The sequence below is a fragment of the Pseudomonas sp. S06B 330 genome (genome assembly GCF_002845275.2).
Lineage (GTDB): Bacteria > Pseudomonadota > Gammaproteobacteria > Pseudomonadales > Pseudomonadaceae > Aquipseudomonas.
This window is the reverse complement of sequence record NZ_CP088149.1, coordinates 778,557-794,734: the sequence shown is the minus strand read 5'-3', so window position 1 is coordinate 794,734 and position 16,178 is coordinate 778,557. Positions and strand designations below refer to the sequence as shown.

Here is a 16,178-nt window from a genome sequence, read left to right as displayed (position 1 = left end):
ACAGGTTCATTTGTGGTAAGGGTGCCCGGACAGCACGGTCCAGGCGCGGTACAGCTGTTCGCCGATCAGTATCCTTACCAACGGGTGCGGCAGGGTCAGCGGCGACAGCGACCAGCGCTGCTCAGCACGCGCGCAGACTTCCGGCGCCAGCCCTTCCGGGCCGCCGACCATGAAGTTCACGGTACGCGAGTCCAACCGCCAGCGGTCCAGCTCGACCGCCAGTTGCTCAGTACTCCAGGGCTTGCCATGGACCTCCAGGGTGACAATCCGTTCCCCTGGCTGCACCTTGGCGAGCATGGCCTCACCCTCCTGACGAATCAGGCGGGCGACATCGGCATTCTTGCCCCGGGTGTTGAGCGGAATTTCCACCAGCTCCAGCGACAGCTCCGAGGGCAGGCGCTTGGCATATTCATGCCAACCGTCCTCAACCCACTTGGGCATGCGCGAGCCGACCGCGATCAGACGCAGACGCACGAGCCTTCCTTATTCCCGATCTTTCAGCTTGTCTGAAAAGTCGTGGGTGTTTTCCGGGCTGTGGTGCTTGCCATCGGCAGCGCGGCTCTGCTCGGCCCCCATCCACAGACGCTCAAGGTCGTAGAACTGACGGGCAGCGGCGGTCATCATGTGCACGATGACGTCGTTGAGGTCGAGCAGCACCCAGTCGCTGTCGCCCTTGCCTTCTTCGCCCAGTGGCTGCACGCCCTTGGCCTTGACCTGCTCACGGACCTTTTCCAGCATCGCGCTGATCTGGCGGTTGGAGGTACCAGTGGCGATGATCATGTAATCGGTCAGGCTGTGCTTTTCTTTTACGTCGATGACCTGGATGTCCTGGGCCTTGACGTCTTCCAGGGCGGACTTGGTCAGTTCGACCAGCTCTTCGGGGCTGACGTTGTGTTTTTGCTTGGTCATATAAAACTCATTCAACTCAATAGTATGAGGCGCTTCTCAGCACCCTCAGTTCGGCGCACGGTAAAGGTTGTGCGCATCGATGTAGGCCAGTACTGCGTCCGGCACCAGAAACCGCACCGACTTGCCGCTGGCCAGCAGCTGTCGGATCTGCGTGGCTGACACCGCAAGCGGCGTCTGCCAGACGAATGCAATATGTCCCGCCGGCCCAATCAGGGCCTGCGGATCACTGACTGAGCGTGCGGCCAACAGGTTGCGCAGGGCATCCGGTGGCTCGACGTCGGCATCCGGGCGTTGCAGCACCAGGATGTGACAGTGTTGCAGCAATTCTTCCCAACGGTGCCAACTGGGTAGGCCGCAAAATGCGTCCCAGCCCAGCAGCAGAAACAGTTGCTCCGAAGCGGCCATTTCGGCACGCATCAACTCAAGCGTTTCGATGGTATACGACGGTGTTTCGCGCGCCAGTTCTCGCGCATCCACCGACAAGGTCGGCACACCCTCTACCGCGCAGCGGACCATTGCCAGCCGGTCCTGCGCCGATACCTGCGGCGTGTCGCGGTGCGGCGGGCGGGCATTGGGCATCAGCCGCAGCTCGTCCAGCGCCAGCACCTCGGCCACCTCAAGCGCACTGCGCAGGTGACCGATGTGTATCGGGTCGAATGTCCCGCCGAGCACGCCGACGCGCCGGGCGGGCGACATCGTCATGACGTTGGCGAGCGTTTTGCGCTCGGCCAAGTCAGATCGACTCCTGCCCACGCAGTTGACCGTCGCCGATCACCACGTACTTTTCACAGGTCAGGCCTTCCAGACCAACCGGGCCGCGAGCATGCAGCTTGTCGGTGGAAATACCGATTTCTGCGCCCAGACCATACTCGAAGCCATCGGCAAAGCAGGTCGGGGTGTTGATCATCACCGAGGACGAATCGACCTCAGCAGTGAACTGACGGGCCTGGCCCTGGTGTTCGGTAACGATGGAATCGGTGTGGTGCGAGCCATAGTGATTGATGTGTTCGATGGCCTGGTCCAGGCCGTCGACGACACGAATCGACAGGATGGCTGCGAGGTATTCGGTGTTCCAGTCTTCTTCTGTCGCGGGTACCGCCTCGATAAAATGCCGGGTACGCTCACAACCACGCAGTTCGACGCCTTTTTGCCGAAATTGACGGGCCATTTCTGGCAAAAACTCCGCAGCGACCGATTGATCCACCAACAGGGTTTCCATCGCCCCGCAAATACCATACCGGTAGGTTTTGGCGTTGAACGCAATGCGTCGGGCCTTGTCCAGCTCGGCATGTTCAGCGACATAGACATGGCAAATGCCGTCCAGGTGCTTGATGACCGGCACCCGCGCATCACGGCTGATGCGCTCGATCAGGCCCTTGCCACCGCGCGGTACGATGACATCGACATACTCCGGCATGCTGATCAGCGCGCCTACCGCCTCGCGATCGGTGGTTTCCACCACCTGCACCACCGCGGCTGGCAAACCAGCCTCAGCCAGGCCGCGCTGAATGCAGGCGGCGATGGCGCGGTTGGAGTGAATGGCCTCGGAGCCACCGCGCAGGATGGTCGCGTTGCCCGACTTCAGGCACAGACTGGCCGCATCAATAGTCACATTCGGCCGCGACTCGTAGATGATCCCGATCACACCCAGTGGCACCCGCATCTTGCCGACCTGAATGCCCGAAGGCCGGTAGCTCATGTCGCGGATCGCCCCGACCGGGTCTGGCAGGCTGGCCACCTGACGCAAGCCGACGATCATACCGTCGATACGTGCAGGGGTCAGCGCCAGGCGCTCGAGCATGGCCGGTTCCAGGCCATTGGCGCGGCCAGCGGCCAGGTCCAGCTCGTTGGCGGCAGACAGCTCGGCGCGGGCGGCGTCCAGGGCATTGGCCGCGGCCTGCAGCGCACGGTTCTTCTGTGCGGTACTGGCGCGGGCGATGACGCGGGCAGCCTGACGGGCAGCGCGACCCAGGCGGGTCATATAGTCAAGAACGGACTCAGTCATGGGCTCAGTGTCTTGGCGAAGGGGAAATCGGCTGATTATAACTGGCACGTCGCCCCGCGCCCAGCGGTGACAGGCGGATGGTCGAAAACAGTCTGAGATTGCAGCATTTAGGCCCCCACCATGATCGGATGACGACTGCTTGTTCAGCCTCGATTAAGAGAGAAATTGCTATCATCCCGACCTGACCACCGTGAAACTGCCAGCATGCCTGACTCAGCCCCCTGCCCCGACCGGGCTTTGCCCGACAGCTTTTTCGACCGTGACGCCCAAGTGCTGGCCAAAGCCCTGCTGGGCAAGATCATCCGTCACCGCCAAGGCCCCTATTGGCTGTCGGCGCGGATCATCGAGACCGAAGCCTATTACTGCAGCGATAAAGGCAGCCACGCCTCACTCGGATACACAAAAAAACGTAAGGCGTTGTTTCTTGAAGGCGGTCACATCTACATGTATTACGCCCGTGGCGGCGACTCGTTGAACTTCAGCGCGCACGGCCCTGGCAACGCAGTGCTGATCAAATCCGCCTTTCCGTTCGTTGACGCCATCTCCGATGCCAACAGCCTGGCACAAATGCATGTGAACAACCCTGACGCCAGCGGCCAACTGCGCGCTGTCGAGCGGCTGTGCGCCGGGCAGACCCTGCTGTGTAAAGCCTTGGGCCTGAAAGTGCCACACTGGGACGCCAAGCGCTTCGATCCTGAGCAATTATTCGTCGAGGATTGCCGAATCAATGTGAAACACATTATTCAGACAACCCGTCTAGGCATCCCCACTGGCCGCGACGAACATCTGCCCTACCGTTTTGTCGACGCCGAGTTTGCCCGTCACTGCACGCGGAACCCGCTGCGCCGTGGCCAAGTCGAAGGTCGCGACTACTTTTTACTGACACAAGGAAACTGAGACGATGGGCCAATGGCTCGACAGCCTTACCGGTTGGCTAGGCGCCAACCCGCAATGGCTTGGCTTGGCGATTTTTCTGGTGGCCTGCGTGGAGTGCCTGGCAATTGCCGGGATCATTGTGCCGGGTACCGTATTGCTGTTCGCCGTCGCCGTTCTGGCAGGCAGCGGCGCGCTGTCGCTGGGCGAAACCTTGCTACTGGGTTTCTTTGGCGGCCTGCTGGGTGATGCTATCTCCTACACCCTGGGGCGCAAGTTTCACCAAAACATCCGACGCCTGCCCCTGTTGCGCCACCACCCAGAATGGATCGGCGGCGCCGAGACTTATTTCCAGCGCTATGGCATTGCCAGCCTGCTAGTGGGGCGTTTCATCGGCCCGCTACGGCCGATGCTGCCAATGGTCGCCGGCATGTTCGACATGCCTCTGCCGCGCTTTATCGCCGTCAGCCTGCTGGCTGGCGCCGGGTGGTCGGTCGCCTATCTGCTGCCAGGTTGGGCCACGGGCGCGGCGATGCGCTTGCCACTGCCCGAGGGTTTCTGGCTCGACGCCGGCATAATCGCCGCAGGCTTGGCGCTGCTGCTGGGCATCAGCATCAACTGCAGCTTACGCAGTATGCGTGGCGGCACCCGCGTGATTGCCGGCCTCAGCTTGCTCACCCTGGCCGCGCTGTTTTTTGGCTGGCCGTATTTGCATGAGTTCGATCAAGGCTTGATGACGCTGATCCAGGAGCATCGCAGCAACGTCATCGACGGCAGTGTGGTGCTAATTACGCGCATGGGCGATTTTCGCACGCAGTTTTTCCTCGGCGCCTTGCTGACCGGCCTGTTGCTGCTGGCGCGGCAATGGCGTCCGGCGATTTTTGCCAGCGCCACGCTGATCGGCACGGCACTGGCCAATGGCAGCCTGAAATGGCTGTTCGCCCGCGCCCGCCCAGAAGTACTGACAGACCCTTTGACCACCTACAGCATGCCCAGCGGTCACAGTTCGGCAGCCTTCGCGTTTTTTCTGACCCTGGCGGTACTGGCCGGACGCGGCCAACCGACACGCATGCGCCTGACCTGGATCTTGCTGGGCTGTTTGCCAGCGCTGGCGATTGCGCTTTCGAGGGTGTATCTGGGCGCTCACTGGCCAACCGATATTCTCGCTGGCGCCATGCTCGCCTGCTGTATCTGCGCCACCAGCCTGACCCTGATCCAGCACCGCGAGCCGCTCACCGCGCTGCCATTGAAAGCCTGGTGGCTGATTTTGCCGGCCTGTGTCGCCCTGCTGGCGTTTTTCAGCCTGCACTCGCTGCCACACGCCCTGCTGCGCTACCAATACTGAAGCCTCAGGCGAACAGCTCGCCCTGCAGTCGATCAAGCAACGCCTGAATGGCATCCAGGCGTTGCTGTGGAGAATCGATGGCCAGCAGGTCGAGTTTGTCTTCTTCGACAAAGGGCAGCAAATAAGCCAGTTGGTTGGCCAGCGATTGCTGACCAACGACTTCGCCAGGCATGTCCAGCGCCGCCACCATCGGGTGCTCGCCCAATGCTTTGAGTAGCGCCAGCAAGTCGTCGTCCTGATCACGCAATGGCCTATCGGGCTGCTCCTGCAACCATTGCACTTCGGCAAGCAGCAGCTGATCTTTCTGCACCTGCGCCTGGTCCACGCGGAACCGTCGGGTACCCTCAACACGAATGCCCAACAAGCCGTTGTCTTGCTGCTGGAAATCGCGAATCAGCGCCTCGCAGCCGATTGAGGCATAGCCCTCGGGCGCTTTGCCGACTTGCTCGCCCTCCAGAATGCAGACCACGCCAAACCCGCCCCCCTGTTTCATGCAGCGGCCGATCATGTCCAGGTAGCGTGCCTCAAAGATCTGCAAGTCAAGGTAGCAGCCTGGAAACAACACGGTATTCAGCGGAAACAGGGGTAACGTCATTGCAACTCCTCAAGCAACCAGGCTAACCGCCAGCGGCAGGAACACCGCTGTGGCAACCCCCATCAGGCTCATCGCCAGGGCCGCGAAGGCCCCGCACTCATCACTTTCCTGCAGGGCCACCGAGGTGCCCACCGCATGGGCCGTTACCCCCAGGGCCATGCCCCGCGCTTCCGGGCTGTGTACGCCGAACCGCGACAGCAAGCCAGGACCGAAGATTGCGCCGATCACCCCGGTGATCAGGACAAATACGGCAGCCAGCGCCGCCACGCCACCGATCTGCTCAGCGACCAGCATGGCAATTGGCGAGGTGACGGACTTGGGTGCCATGGTCATCAGGATCATGTGCTCGGCGCCAAACCACCAGCCCAGCAACAAACAGGCGCCGGTCGCCACCACCCCTCCGATTACCAGCGTAGTAAAGGTCGGCCAGAACAGCTGGCGAATACGCCGCAGATTAAGATAAAGCGGCACTGCCAAGGCCACCGTTGCCGGCCCAAGGAGGATGCTCATGATTTCGGTGCTTTTGCGGTACTCGCTGTACGTCAGGCCACAGGCAAGCAGTACGCCAATGACCGCCAGCATCGAGACCAGTACCGGCTGAAGGAAGATCCAGCGGGTTTTCTCATAGGCCGCCAGTACCAATTGATAGGCACCCAGGGTGATACCGATACCAAACAACGGATGATGAACGACAGCGTCCAGTGCGCCACTCCAATCCAGACTCATGGCTGCTCCTCACGCTTGCTCTGCCGGGCGATGAGTTTTTGCATCAGCACGCCGACAAACACCAAGGTGACCAACGCCGAGATCACCAAGGCACCAGCAATGGCCCAGAAGTCGGCAGCGATATCGGCGGCGTAAACCATCACCCCAACCGCTGGCGGCACCAGCAGCAACGGCAAGTAGCGCAGCAGGCTATTGGCCGCTTCACTCAATGGTGCGCCCACTTCACCGCGCACCATGAGAAACACCAGCAGCAGCAAAAGGCCAATGATCGGGCCAGGCAAAATCGGAACAAACAAATGATTGATCGCCGTCCCAAGCAATTGAAACAACACCAGCCAGGTCAAACCACGCAACAGCATAACTCTCTCCTTCGGGCCTGGCGGCCATTATAAGCACGCTAACGACCTGCCTATAACCTGATATTCGCTCCAAACATGCCATCTTGACCGCGTTAAGAAGGCGTGGTGATCTTAGGCTTTCGAGCTTGCCGTCGTCATAACAAAACCAAAGACAATCTGGAGAGTCACGATGCCCTTTGTACCTGTTGCAGAGCTTTCGCAGTACGTTGGAAAGGAACTGGGATGTTCCGAATGGCTGACCATCGATCAAGCGCGAATCAACCAGTTTGCCGAAGCCACAGGTGACTTTCAGTTCATCCATGTGGACCCGGTGAAGGCAGCACAAACGCCATTTGGCAGCACTATCGCGCATGGCTTTCTCACCCTGTCGCTGATTCCGAAATTGATGGAAGGCATTTTGGTGCTGCCTGAAGGCCTGAAGATGGTGGTCAACTACGGCCTCGATAGTGTGCGCTTCATCCAGCCGGTCAAGGTCGACAGTAAGGTCCGCCTCAAGGTTGGCCTGACCGATGCCACTGAGAAAAAGCCCGGCCAATGGCTGCTGAAAATCACCGCCACCCTGGAAATCGAAGGCCAGGAAAAGCCTGCTTACATTGCCGAGCCGCTGACGCTCTGCTTTGTCTGAACCTACCCGCTACTGAAACAGCCGCTGTGGCTGTTTCAGCCAGCACATTGTGCGGCATACTCGGGGCATCACCCGCCCGGACCCCGCCATGCGCCCACTCGTCCCCCTTGCCCTGACCTTGCTGCTCGCCGCCTGTGGCGATGGCGAGCCACTGTCCCCACCTGACGCCCGCCTGCCCGATGGCGGCCGCTTCCGGGGCGAGGTGGTCAATGGCCTGCTGCAAGGTGAGGGACGCATCGACTACCCCAATGGCAGCTGGTACGCCGGCAATTTCCACAATGGCCAGTGGCACGGTCAGGGCGAGTGGCATGGCAGCAATGGCGAGATATACCGCGGCCAGTTCCAACAGGGCCTGTTTCACGGCCAAGGCACCCTGAATACACCGGGCAGCAGCTATACCGGTAGCTTCAAGGTCGGTCGCCGGGAGGGTGAAGGCACCCTGAAAGAAAACGGCCTGGTGTATCGCGGCCAGTTCAAAGACGACCAATACAATGGCGCCGGGCAATTGGAGCTGGACGATGGCAGTCAATACCAAGGCCTGTTCGCCGGCGGCAAACCCAATGGCGAAGGTATTCGCAGTGACGCCAGTGGTAACCAGTTCAGTGGCCATTTTGTTAACGGCCAGCTCGAAGGCAGTGGCACCTTCAACAGCGCCGAAGGCGACCAGTACATCGGTGCCTTTCGTGACAATCGCCTGGAAGGCCGGGGCCGCTACGAGAGCAGCGAAGGCGATGTCTGGATCGGTCAGTTCAAGGACGGCACACTCAATGGCAAAGGCGAGCTGATCGGCGCCGACGGCAGCCATTACAAGGGCAGCTTCAACGATTGGCGTTTCTCTGGCAAAGGTCGCTTGCAGCTAGCCGATGGCAGCCTCTACGTCGGCGGTTTCGACAACGATACCTACCAAGGTCAGGGTCGCCTAACGTTAACCGATGGCAGCAGCCAGAGTGGCTACTGGGACAAGGGCCAGCGCGTGCGCGATGAAAAAGGCCAGCTGTTACCGGACCCTCTGGAGCAGGCTCTGCTCAATCAAGGGCCGCTGCTGGCGCAGGCGCTAGCCAAGATTCCGGCGTCAACACCCCCCATAGAGCTGTATAGCCTGGCCTTGGCCGGTGATGGCAATCAAAGCGTATTCTTGCGCGAAGTCGATTATGTCAGCAGCCTGCTCAAGAGCCGCTTCGGTGCTGTCGGTCAGGTCAAGCTGGTCAATCACCGTGACCATCTGCAAGACCGGCCCTTGGCAACCCGCGAAAACCTTACCCGCGCGGCACGCACGCTGGCCGAGCGTAGCGGCCCTGAAGATCTGGTGTTTATTTACCTGACCAGCCACGGTAGTCATGAACACGAGCTGGTGCTGGACGTACCGCGCCTGCAACTGGCCGATTTACCTGCCGATGCCCTCGCCAGCGCCCTGGCCCCCCTGAAGGAGCGCGATAAGGTTATTGTTATCTCGGCCTGTTACTCAGGCGGTTACATTGACGCACTGAAAGACAACAAGACCCTGATCATGACCGCCTCGCGCGCCGACCGGGTGTCTTTTGGCTGTTCTGAAGAGGCTGATTTCACCTATTTCGGCGATGCCTTGTTCGCCCAGGCGCTGAACCAGACCGATGACCTGCGCCAAGCCTTTGACATGGCCCGCGCCAGCATCGCCGAACGCGAGGCTGCGCAAGGATTCGAAGCCTCCGAACCACAAATCTGGGCGCCAAGCGAAGTACTGGCGCATTGGCAACGTTTGCGCCAACAGCAAGCGCGTAAAGCGCTGCAGAGTAGTGCAGGCAAGCACGCAGAGCATGCAAAAAGTACCAGTAACCACTAAGCTGACTGTATCAAGGGAGAGACATCATGTACTTGACGCCTCAGCATATCTTGCTTGCCGGAGCCACCGGACTTACCGGTGAACATTTACTCGATCGGTTGCTCAATGAGCCTACCGTGAATCGAGTGCTGGCCCCTACCCGACGCCCACTGGCCGAACACCCGCACCTGGAAAACCCGGTTGGCGATCCGGCGGTGTTCCTGCCGCAACTGGCCGGCCGCGTCGATATCGCCTTCTGCTGCCTGGGCACCACCATCAAACAAGCCGGCTCCGAGCCTGCCTTCCGCGCCGTCGACCTGGACATGGTCGTGGCCTTTGGCAAGCGTGCCCGGGAGATGGGCGCGCGCCACCTGCTGGTGGTCAGTGCGTTGGGTGCCGACCGCAGATCGCCGGTTTTCTACAACCGGGTCAAGGGTGAGATGGAAGCAGCGCTGAAGGCCCAGGATTGGCCGCAGCTGACCATTGCCCGACCTTCTTTACTGCTGGGCGACCGGCCTGAGCCACGACTGGCCGAGCGCGTTGCCGGCCCATTGTCGAAGCTGATTCCCGGAAAGTACCGTGGCATTGAAGCCTGCCAACTGGCCCGCGCGCTGTGGCGCTTGGCGCTGGAAGAGCAAGATGGCATTCGTATTGTCGAATCCGATGAACTGCGCAGGCTCGGCAAGTAAGGACACCGTAGCCGCTGCCGAGGCACGAGGCTGCGATCGGCTGCAAAGCAGACGCAATTGGGGTCATGGCCGCTCCGCGCCCAATCGCAGCCTGGCGGCAGCGGCTACGGCGACCTACAAACCACCTGTTGCCTGAAAGCCGATCCCCAACGCCGTCAATACCGACAACGGCAACAACAGGGTGTCGAGCAGCATACTGCCCGGCAGGTCCAACCCCGGATAACGCGGCGCTTGCGCACCAAAGCGATCCATCGGGCAACAGCCACCCTGCATCACATACCAGTCCAGCCGGGTGCCACTGTAGACCAGCGGCGCTCCCGGCTTGGCGGCATCCAGCGTACGCACCGTAGCGCAACCGCTAACCAGCAACCCCAGCAGCGCTACACCCAGCAGTCGCTTCATTCATCCGCGCCGAAGTGATGCTCACCCCAACGCGGCAGCATGTCCTGAGGAATGTTCAATAGGTTGAGAATCCGCGCCACAACAAAGTCGATCAAGTCGTCGATGGTCTGCGGCTGATGATAAAAGCCAGGTGCTGCCGGCAAGATCACCGCGCCCATGTTCGACAACTTGAGCATGTTCTCAAGGTGAATGGTCGAAAAGGGCGCTTCACGCGGCACCAGGATCAACTGCCGACGCTCTTTGAGGGTGACATCGGCAGCGCGTTCGATCAGGTTGTTGCAAGCCCCGGTGGCAATCGCGGACAACGTGCCCGTGGAACAGGGCACCACCACCATTGCCGCCGGCGCACCAGAACCGGATGCCACTGGCGACATCCAGTCTTCCTTGCCATACACACGAATCTGCCCGGGGGCAGCGCCGGTGTATTCGGTCAGAAAGGCCTGCATCATCTGCGGTTTAGCCGGAAGCAGCACATCGGTCTCGGTCGACATCACCAATTGCGCCGCCTTGGAGATCAAAAAATGCACCTCGCGGTCTTCGCGCACCAGGCAATCGAGCAGGCGCAGCCCATACTGCGCCCCCGAAGCCCCGGTCATGGCCAGAGTGATGCGTTCCGGCCCGCTCATTTCAACGCCTCGGCGAGCTTGCCGTGCAAGCCGCCAAAACCACCGTTGCTCATGATCACCACCTGAGTGCCGGGCTTGGCCTGGCTCTTGACCCGCTCAATGATCGCTTCAAGGCTGTCGGCGACAATCGACGGCACCTTGCATTCGGCAGCGGTGGCGGCCAGGTCCCAACCCAGGTTAGGCGGTGCATACCAGATCACCTGATCGGCGTCGTTGACACTCTCCGGCAAGCCATCACGGTGAGCGCCCAGCTTCATCGAGTTGGAGCGTGGCTCGATCACAGCGATCAGCGGTGCATCGCCGATGCGCTTGCGCAGGCCGTCGAGGGTGGTGGCAATTGCTGTCGGGTGGTGCGCAAAGTCGTCATAGATGGTGACACCCTGCACTTCAGCCACCTTCTCCATGCGCCGTTTGACGCTCTTGAACGCGCTCAGTGCGGCAATACCCATGGCTGGCACCACACCGACATGGCGAGCGGCGGCCAGAGTGGCCAGGGCGTTGGCGACGTTGTGCTGACCGGTCAGCTCCCACTCGACCACACCTTGGGTTTCGCCCTCGAAGCTGACTTCGAAGCGCGAGCCGTCGGCGCTGAGCAGTTTGACCTGCCACTGCCCGCCTTCGCCGGTGGTTTGCACCGGGGTCCAGCAGCCCATCGAAATCACCCGCTCCAAGGCTTGCTCAGTGGTGGGATGAATCACCAGGCCTTCGCTTGGAATGGTGCGCACCAAATGGTGGAACTGCCGCTCGATCGCAGCCAGATCAGGGAAAATATCCGCGTGATCAAACTCAAGGTTATTGAGGATCGCCGTGCGCGGGCGGTAGTGAACAAATTTCGAGCGTTTGTCGAAGAAGGCGCTGTCGTATTCATCGGCCTCGACCACGAAGAACGGCGTGCCGCCCAAACGTGCCGACACCGAGAAGTTCTGCGGTACGCCACCGATCAAGAAGCCCGGACTCATGCCGGCATGCTCCAGCACCCAAGCCAGCATACTGCTGGTGGTGGTTTTACCGTGGGTACCGGCCACCGCCAGCACCCAGCGCCCTTGCAGGACGTGATCCGCCAGCCACTGCGGGCCGGAGACATAAGGCAAGCCTTTGTTGAGCACATACTCGACTGCAGGGTTACCGCGCGACAGCGCGTTGCCGATGACCACCAGGTCAGGTGCCGGGTCCAGCTGAGCGGCGTCATACCCCTGGGTCAGCTCGATACCCTGGGCTTCAAGCTGGGTGCTCATGGGTGGATAGACATTGGCGTCGGAGCCGGTGACCCGATGCCCGAGTTCTTTGGCCAGCACTGCCAGAGAGCCCATGAAAGTGCCGCAAATACCAAGAATATGAATGTGCATTATCGACCTCGCAAAACGTCGAGGCAGGGTAGCCCAGGGCGCAGGAATTCGCATCCTGTGTTTCGCTCAAAGGCTACGGGCGATACCGTGTTTGCGAAGTTTTCGATACAAGGTATTGCGACTGACCCCCAACTGCGCGGCGACATGGGTCATGTGCCAGCGATATTGTTCCAGAATAGCGAGCAACGCCATGCGCTCGGCATCCTCCAACGGGAATTCACTTTTGCCCTGTGGCAGCGGCGCTGCGACGACAGCCCCATTGCGCACGATAGGCGGCAGATCACGCTGCTTGATACAGCCGTCATCACACAGCGCCACCAAGGTGCGCAAGACGTTGCGCAACTGACGCACGTTGCCCGGCCAGGCAAACCCCAGCAGCGCATCCCGCGCGCCTGGCTCGACACTGATCGCCTGATCGCCCGCCTCCTCAGCGAGGATGAAATCGAGCAATTGGGTTTTATCACTGCGCTCGCGCAGGGCTGGCAGTTCGATTTCCAGGCCGTTGAGGCGGTAATAAAGGTCTTCGCGAAAACTGCCATCCTCAACCCGTTCGAGCAGGTTGCGGTGGGTGGCACTGATGATGCGCACGTTGACGGCCTGTGGCTCGCCGCCGATCGGCACCACCATACGATCTTCCAACACCCGCAGCAGGCGGGTCTGCAAGGCCAGGGGCATGTCGCCGATCTCATCGAGCAGCAAGGTGCCGCCGTCAGCCTGTTGCAACTTACCGCGCATACCCTCCTTGCGTGCACCGGTGAAACTGCCACCGCGATAACCGAACAATTCGCTCTCGATCAGGCTTTCCGGAATGGAGGCGCAATTCAAGGCTACAAAAGCCCGCTCGCGACGCTCACTGGCCTGATGCACAGCCTTGGCGAAGGCTTCCTTGCCACTACCGGTTTCACCATTTATCAGCAGCGGCACGTCACGCTCGAACACCCTCACTGCACGACGAAACTCATGTTGCAGTTGTGGATCGAGCAGGCAGATCGCCCCCGCTTTCTCCCCCTTGGCGGCCGGCTGCGGGGTTGGCAACGAAGGTTGCAGCGGGGAGCGCACCTGGCCACGCACACTGGCGAACAGCAAGCGACCATCACGGGTGCGTAGCGGCCAGCTGGTATTGGCTTGTACGGTGGCACGGCTGAACAGCTCATCCACCGCACAATCGAAGAACATCTCCACCGGCTTGCCCAAGGCGCCGCCACGAATGGTGCCGAGCAAATTCAGCGCACTCTGGTTCACAGCGCAGATCCGCCCCTCGCCATCGAACGCCAGCAAGCCTTCACTGAACAGGCCCACCGATTCGGCCTGCAGGTGAAAGCGCAGCAACCATTGATTCTCGAAATAACGCAGGAAATAACAGCTCTCGATCATCTTCGCCGAGAGGTTGACCAGGGCCATGGTGTGGAACTGGCTCTGGCGTGAAACATCCGGACGCGCCGAAGAAACATCCAATACCGCCAGCAGCTCGCCATGTGGGTCGAATACCGGGCTCGCCGAGCAGGTCAGGCCGGTGTGCCGGCCACGGAAATGTTCGTCTTGATGGATGGTCAGTGCCTGACGCTCGACCAGACAGGTGCCAATACCGTTGGTCCCCTCGCGCGCCTCGCTCCAGTCCGCCCCCAGCCACAGCCCGGCGCGCTCGAAGATACGCCGCTCGGTCGGTGCCGTGACGCAATTGAGGATCACCCCGCGGGCATCGGTCAGCAGCACCGCATGCCCGGCGCCGGACAACTGCTGGTGCAGGCTGTTCATTTCGTTGCCGGCAATCTGAAGCACCTGCTGCAGGCGCTCGCGGCTTTCCAGCACGCGGCCGTGCTCGAGGACCGTCGGCGCCATGCTCTGCGCCGGGTCCAGATGGTAATCCTCAAGGCAACGCAACCAGGAGCGGGCAATCGACGGATCACTGCCAGGCCCATGCATCTGCGCCTTGCCCTGGGTCACCGTAAGGACTTGCCGGGCGTGCCGGCTGAGGTGATTGTTCTGCACTTTTTATTGTTCTCCCCAGACGAGTCAGGCCCAGCATCCTCCACCCGTCCACGCATTGCAATGCCGGTTCGACCGCTCAGTCACGGCCTGTGCCATTAACGGTACAAAGTGTCACCCGTACTGTACCGCCGCTGCCACAGCCCTCCCCTTCAAGGGCTGCAAAACCCCCGCAACCCATTGATTTACCTAGCCCTGGCAACAGTGGCCCAAGCCTTGCTCTATGCTTTAACTATCCTCCCAACAAACAAAATAGCCAGGAGACACACCATGCGTTACGCACATCCCGGTACCGAAGGCGCCAAGGTTTCCTTCAAGAGCCGTTATGGCAACTACATTGGTGGCGAGTTCGTTGCGCCGGTCAAAGGGCAGTACTTCGAAAACACTTCCCCGGTGAACGGCCAACTGATCGCCGAATTCCCACGCTCCACTGCCGAAGACGTCGAAAAAGCCCTGGACGCGGCCCATGCCGCCGCTGATGCCTGGGGCACCACCTCGGTGCAGGCACGCTCGCTGATCCTGCTGAAGATCGCCGACCGCATCGAACAGAACCTCGAACTGCTGGCCATTACCGAGACTTGGGACAACGGCAAAGCCATCCGCGAAACCCTCAACGCCGACATTCCCCTGGCTGCCGACCACTTCCGCTACTTCGCCGGCTGCCTGCGCGCCCAGGAAGGCGGCGCCGCTGAAATCGACGGCAATACCGTGGCTTATCACATTCATGAACCGCTGGGCGTGGTCGGACAGATAATCCCGTGGAACTTCCCGATCTTGATGGCCGCCTGGAAGCTCGCGCCAGCCCTGGCCGCTGGCAACTGTGTGGTGCTCAAGCCCGCCGAGCAGACCCCGCTGGGCATCAGCGTGCTACTGGAAGTGATCGGCGATCTGCTGCCACCGGGCGTACTCAACGTAGTTCAAGGCTATGGCCGCGAAGCCGGTGAAGCCCTGGCCACCAGCAAGCGTATCGCCAAGATTGCCTTCACCGGTTCCACCCCGGTGGGCTCGCACATCATGAAATGCGCTGCCGAGAACATCATCCCGTCGACTGTGGAACTGGGCGGCAAATCGCCGAACATCTTCTTCGAAGACATCATGCAGGCCGAGCCTTCGTTCATCGAGAAAGCGGCCGAAGGCCTGGTGCTGGCGTTCTTCAACCAGGGTGAAGTGTGCACCTGCCCATCGCGGGCTCTGGTACAGGAATCGATCTACCCAGCGTTCATGCAAGAGGTGATGAAGAAGATCAAACAGATCAAGCGCGGCGACCCACTGGATACCGACACCATGGTCGGCGCCCAGGCCTCCGAGCAACAATTCGACAAGATCCTCTCCTACCTGGAAATCGCCGAGAAGGAAGGTGCCGAGCTGCTCACCGGCGGCAAGGTGGAAAAACTCGAAGGCAGCCTGTCGACCGGTTACTACATCCAGCCGACCCTGCTCAAGGGCACCAACCAGATGCGTGTGTTCCAGGAAGAGATCTTTGGCCCAGTGGTCAGCGTCACCACCTTCAAGGATGAAGCCGAAGCCCTGGCGATCGCCAACGATACCGAATTCGGTCTCGGTGCTGGCGTCTGGACCCGCGACATCAACCGCGCCTACCGCATGGGCCGCGGCATCAAGGCGGGCCGCGTGTGGACCAACTGCTACCACCTGTACCCGGCCCACGCCGCGTTCGGTGGCTACAAGAAGTCCGGCGTCGGCCGTGAAACCCATAAAATGATGCTCGACCACTACCAGCAGACCAAAAACCTGCTGGTCAGCTACGACATCAACCCACTGGGCTTCTTCTAACCCGCAAACAGAGCGGTCCCCGCACGGGACCGCTCTGGCTCGCTTCCTGCAAGACCATCACCACAGGAACCGGCACTCGCCGGTGACGATAAAAAAAACAGGT

Annotated in this window: 17 protein-coding genes; 6 read left to right on the top strand and 11 right to left on the bottom strand. The window is 60.8% G+C overall.

The window, feature by feature from the left end:
- Positions 1-6: 6 nt before the first annotated feature.
- Genes rlmH through CX511_RS03760 form a run of 4 tightly spaced genes read right to left on the bottom strand, consistent with a single transcriptional unit; the run spans position 7 to position 2,914 of the window.
- Positions 7-474 carry a 23S rRNA (pseudouridine(1915)-N(3))-methyltransferase RlmH gene (gene rlmH, locus CX511_RS03775; protein WP_010222895.1) on the bottom strand — a complete coding sequence of 156 codons (468 nt, stop codon included), beginning with the start codon at positions 472-474 and terminating at the stop codon, positions 7-9.
- A 9-nt stretch (positions 475-483) separates the two neighbouring features.
- Entirely contained in the window at positions 484-909 is a 426-nt protein-coding gene (gene rsfS / locus CX511_RS03770) for a ribosome silencing factor (RefSeq protein WP_045182618.1), read from the bottom strand.
- A gap of 45 nt (positions 910-954) precedes the next feature.
- The gene (gene nadD, locus CX511_RS03765; RefSeq protein ID WP_373432756.1) at positions 955-1,611 is read right to left on the bottom strand and encodes a nicotinate-nucleotide adenylyltransferase; all 657 of its coding nucleotides are present in this window, start codon (positions 1,609-1,611) and stop codon (positions 955-957) included.
- Between the two features lie 31 nt (positions 1,612-1,642).
- On the bottom strand, positions 1,643-2,914 hold the full coding sequence (locus CX511_RS03760; protein WP_101293001.1) for a glutamate-5-semialdehyde dehydrogenase: 1,272 nt from the start codon (positions 2,912-2,914) through the stop codon (positions 1,643-1,645).
- 204 nt (positions 2,915-3,118) lie between these two features.
- On the opposite strand from CX511_RS03760, the gene CX511_RS03755 reads away from it, so the two are divergent.
- Positions 3,119-3,811 (top strand): DNA-3-methyladenine glycosylase, encoded by a 693-nt coding sequence (locus tag CX511_RS03755; RefSeq protein ID WP_101293000.1) that lies wholly within the window; start codon positions 3,119-3,121, stop codon positions 3,809-3,811.
- Positions 3,812-3,815: 4 nt separating this feature from the next.
- Entirely contained in the window at positions 3,816-5,132 is a 1,317-nt protein-coding gene (locus tag CX511_RS03750; RefSeq protein WP_101292999.1) for a bifunctional DedA family/phosphatase PAP2 family protein, read from the top strand.
- A 4-nt stretch (positions 5,133-5,136) separates the two neighbouring features.
- Here CX511_RS03750 and CX511_RS03745 read toward each other — a convergent pair whose 3' ends face one another.
- From CX511_RS03745 to CX511_RS03735, 3 genes are read right to left on the bottom strand one after another with little or no spacing between them, the layout of a single operon-like run.
- Positions 5,137-5,727 carry an LON peptidase substrate-binding domain-containing protein gene (locus tag CX511_RS03745; protein WP_101292998.1) on the bottom strand — a complete coding sequence of 197 codons (591 nt, stop codon included), beginning with the start codon at positions 5,725-5,727 and terminating at the stop codon, positions 5,137-5,139.
- 9 nt (positions 5,728-5,736) lie between these two features.
- Complete coding sequence (locus CX511_RS03740; protein ID WP_177409689.1) at positions 5,737-6,447, bottom strand: LrgB family protein; 711 nt, start codon at positions 6,445-6,447, stop codon at positions 5,737-5,739.
- Between the two features lie 2 nt (positions 6,448-6,449).
- The gene (locus tag CX511_RS03735) at positions 6,450-6,812 is read right to left on the bottom strand and encodes a CidA/LrgA family protein (RefSeq protein WP_045182609.1); all 363 of its coding nucleotides are present in this window, start codon (positions 6,810-6,812) and stop codon (positions 6,450-6,452) included.
- Between the two features lie 169 nt (positions 6,813-6,981).
- Between CX511_RS03735 and CX511_RS03730 the strand changes: the two genes are divergently transcribed.
- The 3 genes from CX511_RS03730 to CX511_RS03720 all read left to right on the top strand — a co-directional run bounded on the left by CX511_RS03730 (position 6,982) and on the right by CX511_RS03720 (position 9,924).
- Entirely contained in the window at positions 6,982-7,437 is a 456-nt protein-coding gene (locus CX511_RS03730) for a MaoC family dehydratase (protein WP_045182607.1), read from the top strand.
- Between the two features lie 88 nt (positions 7,438-7,525).
- Positions 7,526-9,256, top strand: a complete 1,731-nt coding sequence (locus CX511_RS03725) for a C13 family peptidase (protein WP_101292996.1) — start codon at positions 7,526-7,528, stop codon at positions 9,254-9,256.
- 26 nt (positions 9,257-9,282) lie between these two features.
- Positions 9,283-9,924: an oxidoreductase gene (locus tag CX511_RS03720; protein ID WP_045182603.1), complete on the top strand. Its 642-nt coding sequence runs from the start codon at positions 9,283-9,285 to the stop codon at positions 9,922-9,924.
- Positions 9,925-10,038: 114 nt separating this feature from the next.
- Here the strand turns inward: CX511_RS03720 and CX511_RS03715 are convergent, their stop codons facing one another.
- From CX511_RS03715 to CX511_RS03700, 4 genes are all read right to left on the bottom strand, one after another.
- Positions 10,039-10,326, bottom strand: a complete 288-nt coding sequence (locus CX511_RS03715) for a YceK/YidQ family lipoprotein (protein WP_045182602.1) — start codon at positions 10,324-10,326, stop codon at positions 10,039-10,041.
- Positions 10,323-10,952, bottom strand: a complete 630-nt coding sequence (gene ubiX, locus CX511_RS03710; RefSeq protein ID WP_045182601.1) for a flavin prenyltransferase UbiX — start codon at positions 10,950-10,952, stop codon at positions 10,323-10,325. The genes CX511_RS03715 and ubiX overlap by 4 nt, the downstream gene beginning before the upstream one ends.
- A complete protein-coding gene (gene mpl, locus CX511_RS03705) occupies positions 10,949-12,298 on the bottom strand; it encodes a UDP-N-acetylmuramate:L-alanyl-gamma-D-glutamyl-meso-diaminopimelate ligase (RefSeq protein WP_045182600.1) in 1,350 nt (449 codons plus the stop codon). The genes ubiX and mpl overlap by 4 nt, the downstream gene beginning before the upstream one ends.
- 66 nt (positions 12,299-12,364) lie before the next feature.
- Positions 12,365-14,287 carry a sigma-54-dependent Fis family transcriptional regulator gene (locus tag CX511_RS03700; protein WP_101292995.1) on the bottom strand — a complete coding sequence of 641 codons (1,923 nt, stop codon included), beginning with the start codon at positions 14,285-14,287 and terminating at the stop codon, positions 12,365-12,367.
- A gap of 267 nt (positions 14,288-14,554) precedes the next feature.
- Here CX511_RS03700 and exaC point away from each other — a divergent pair, with 267 nt between their 5' ends.
- Positions 14,555-16,075, top strand: a complete 1,521-nt coding sequence (gene exaC, locus CX511_RS03695) for an acetaldehyde dehydrogenase ExaC (RefSeq protein ID WP_045182596.1) — start codon at positions 14,555-14,557, stop codon at positions 16,073-16,075.
- Positions 16,076-16,178: the final 103 nt, after the last annotated feature.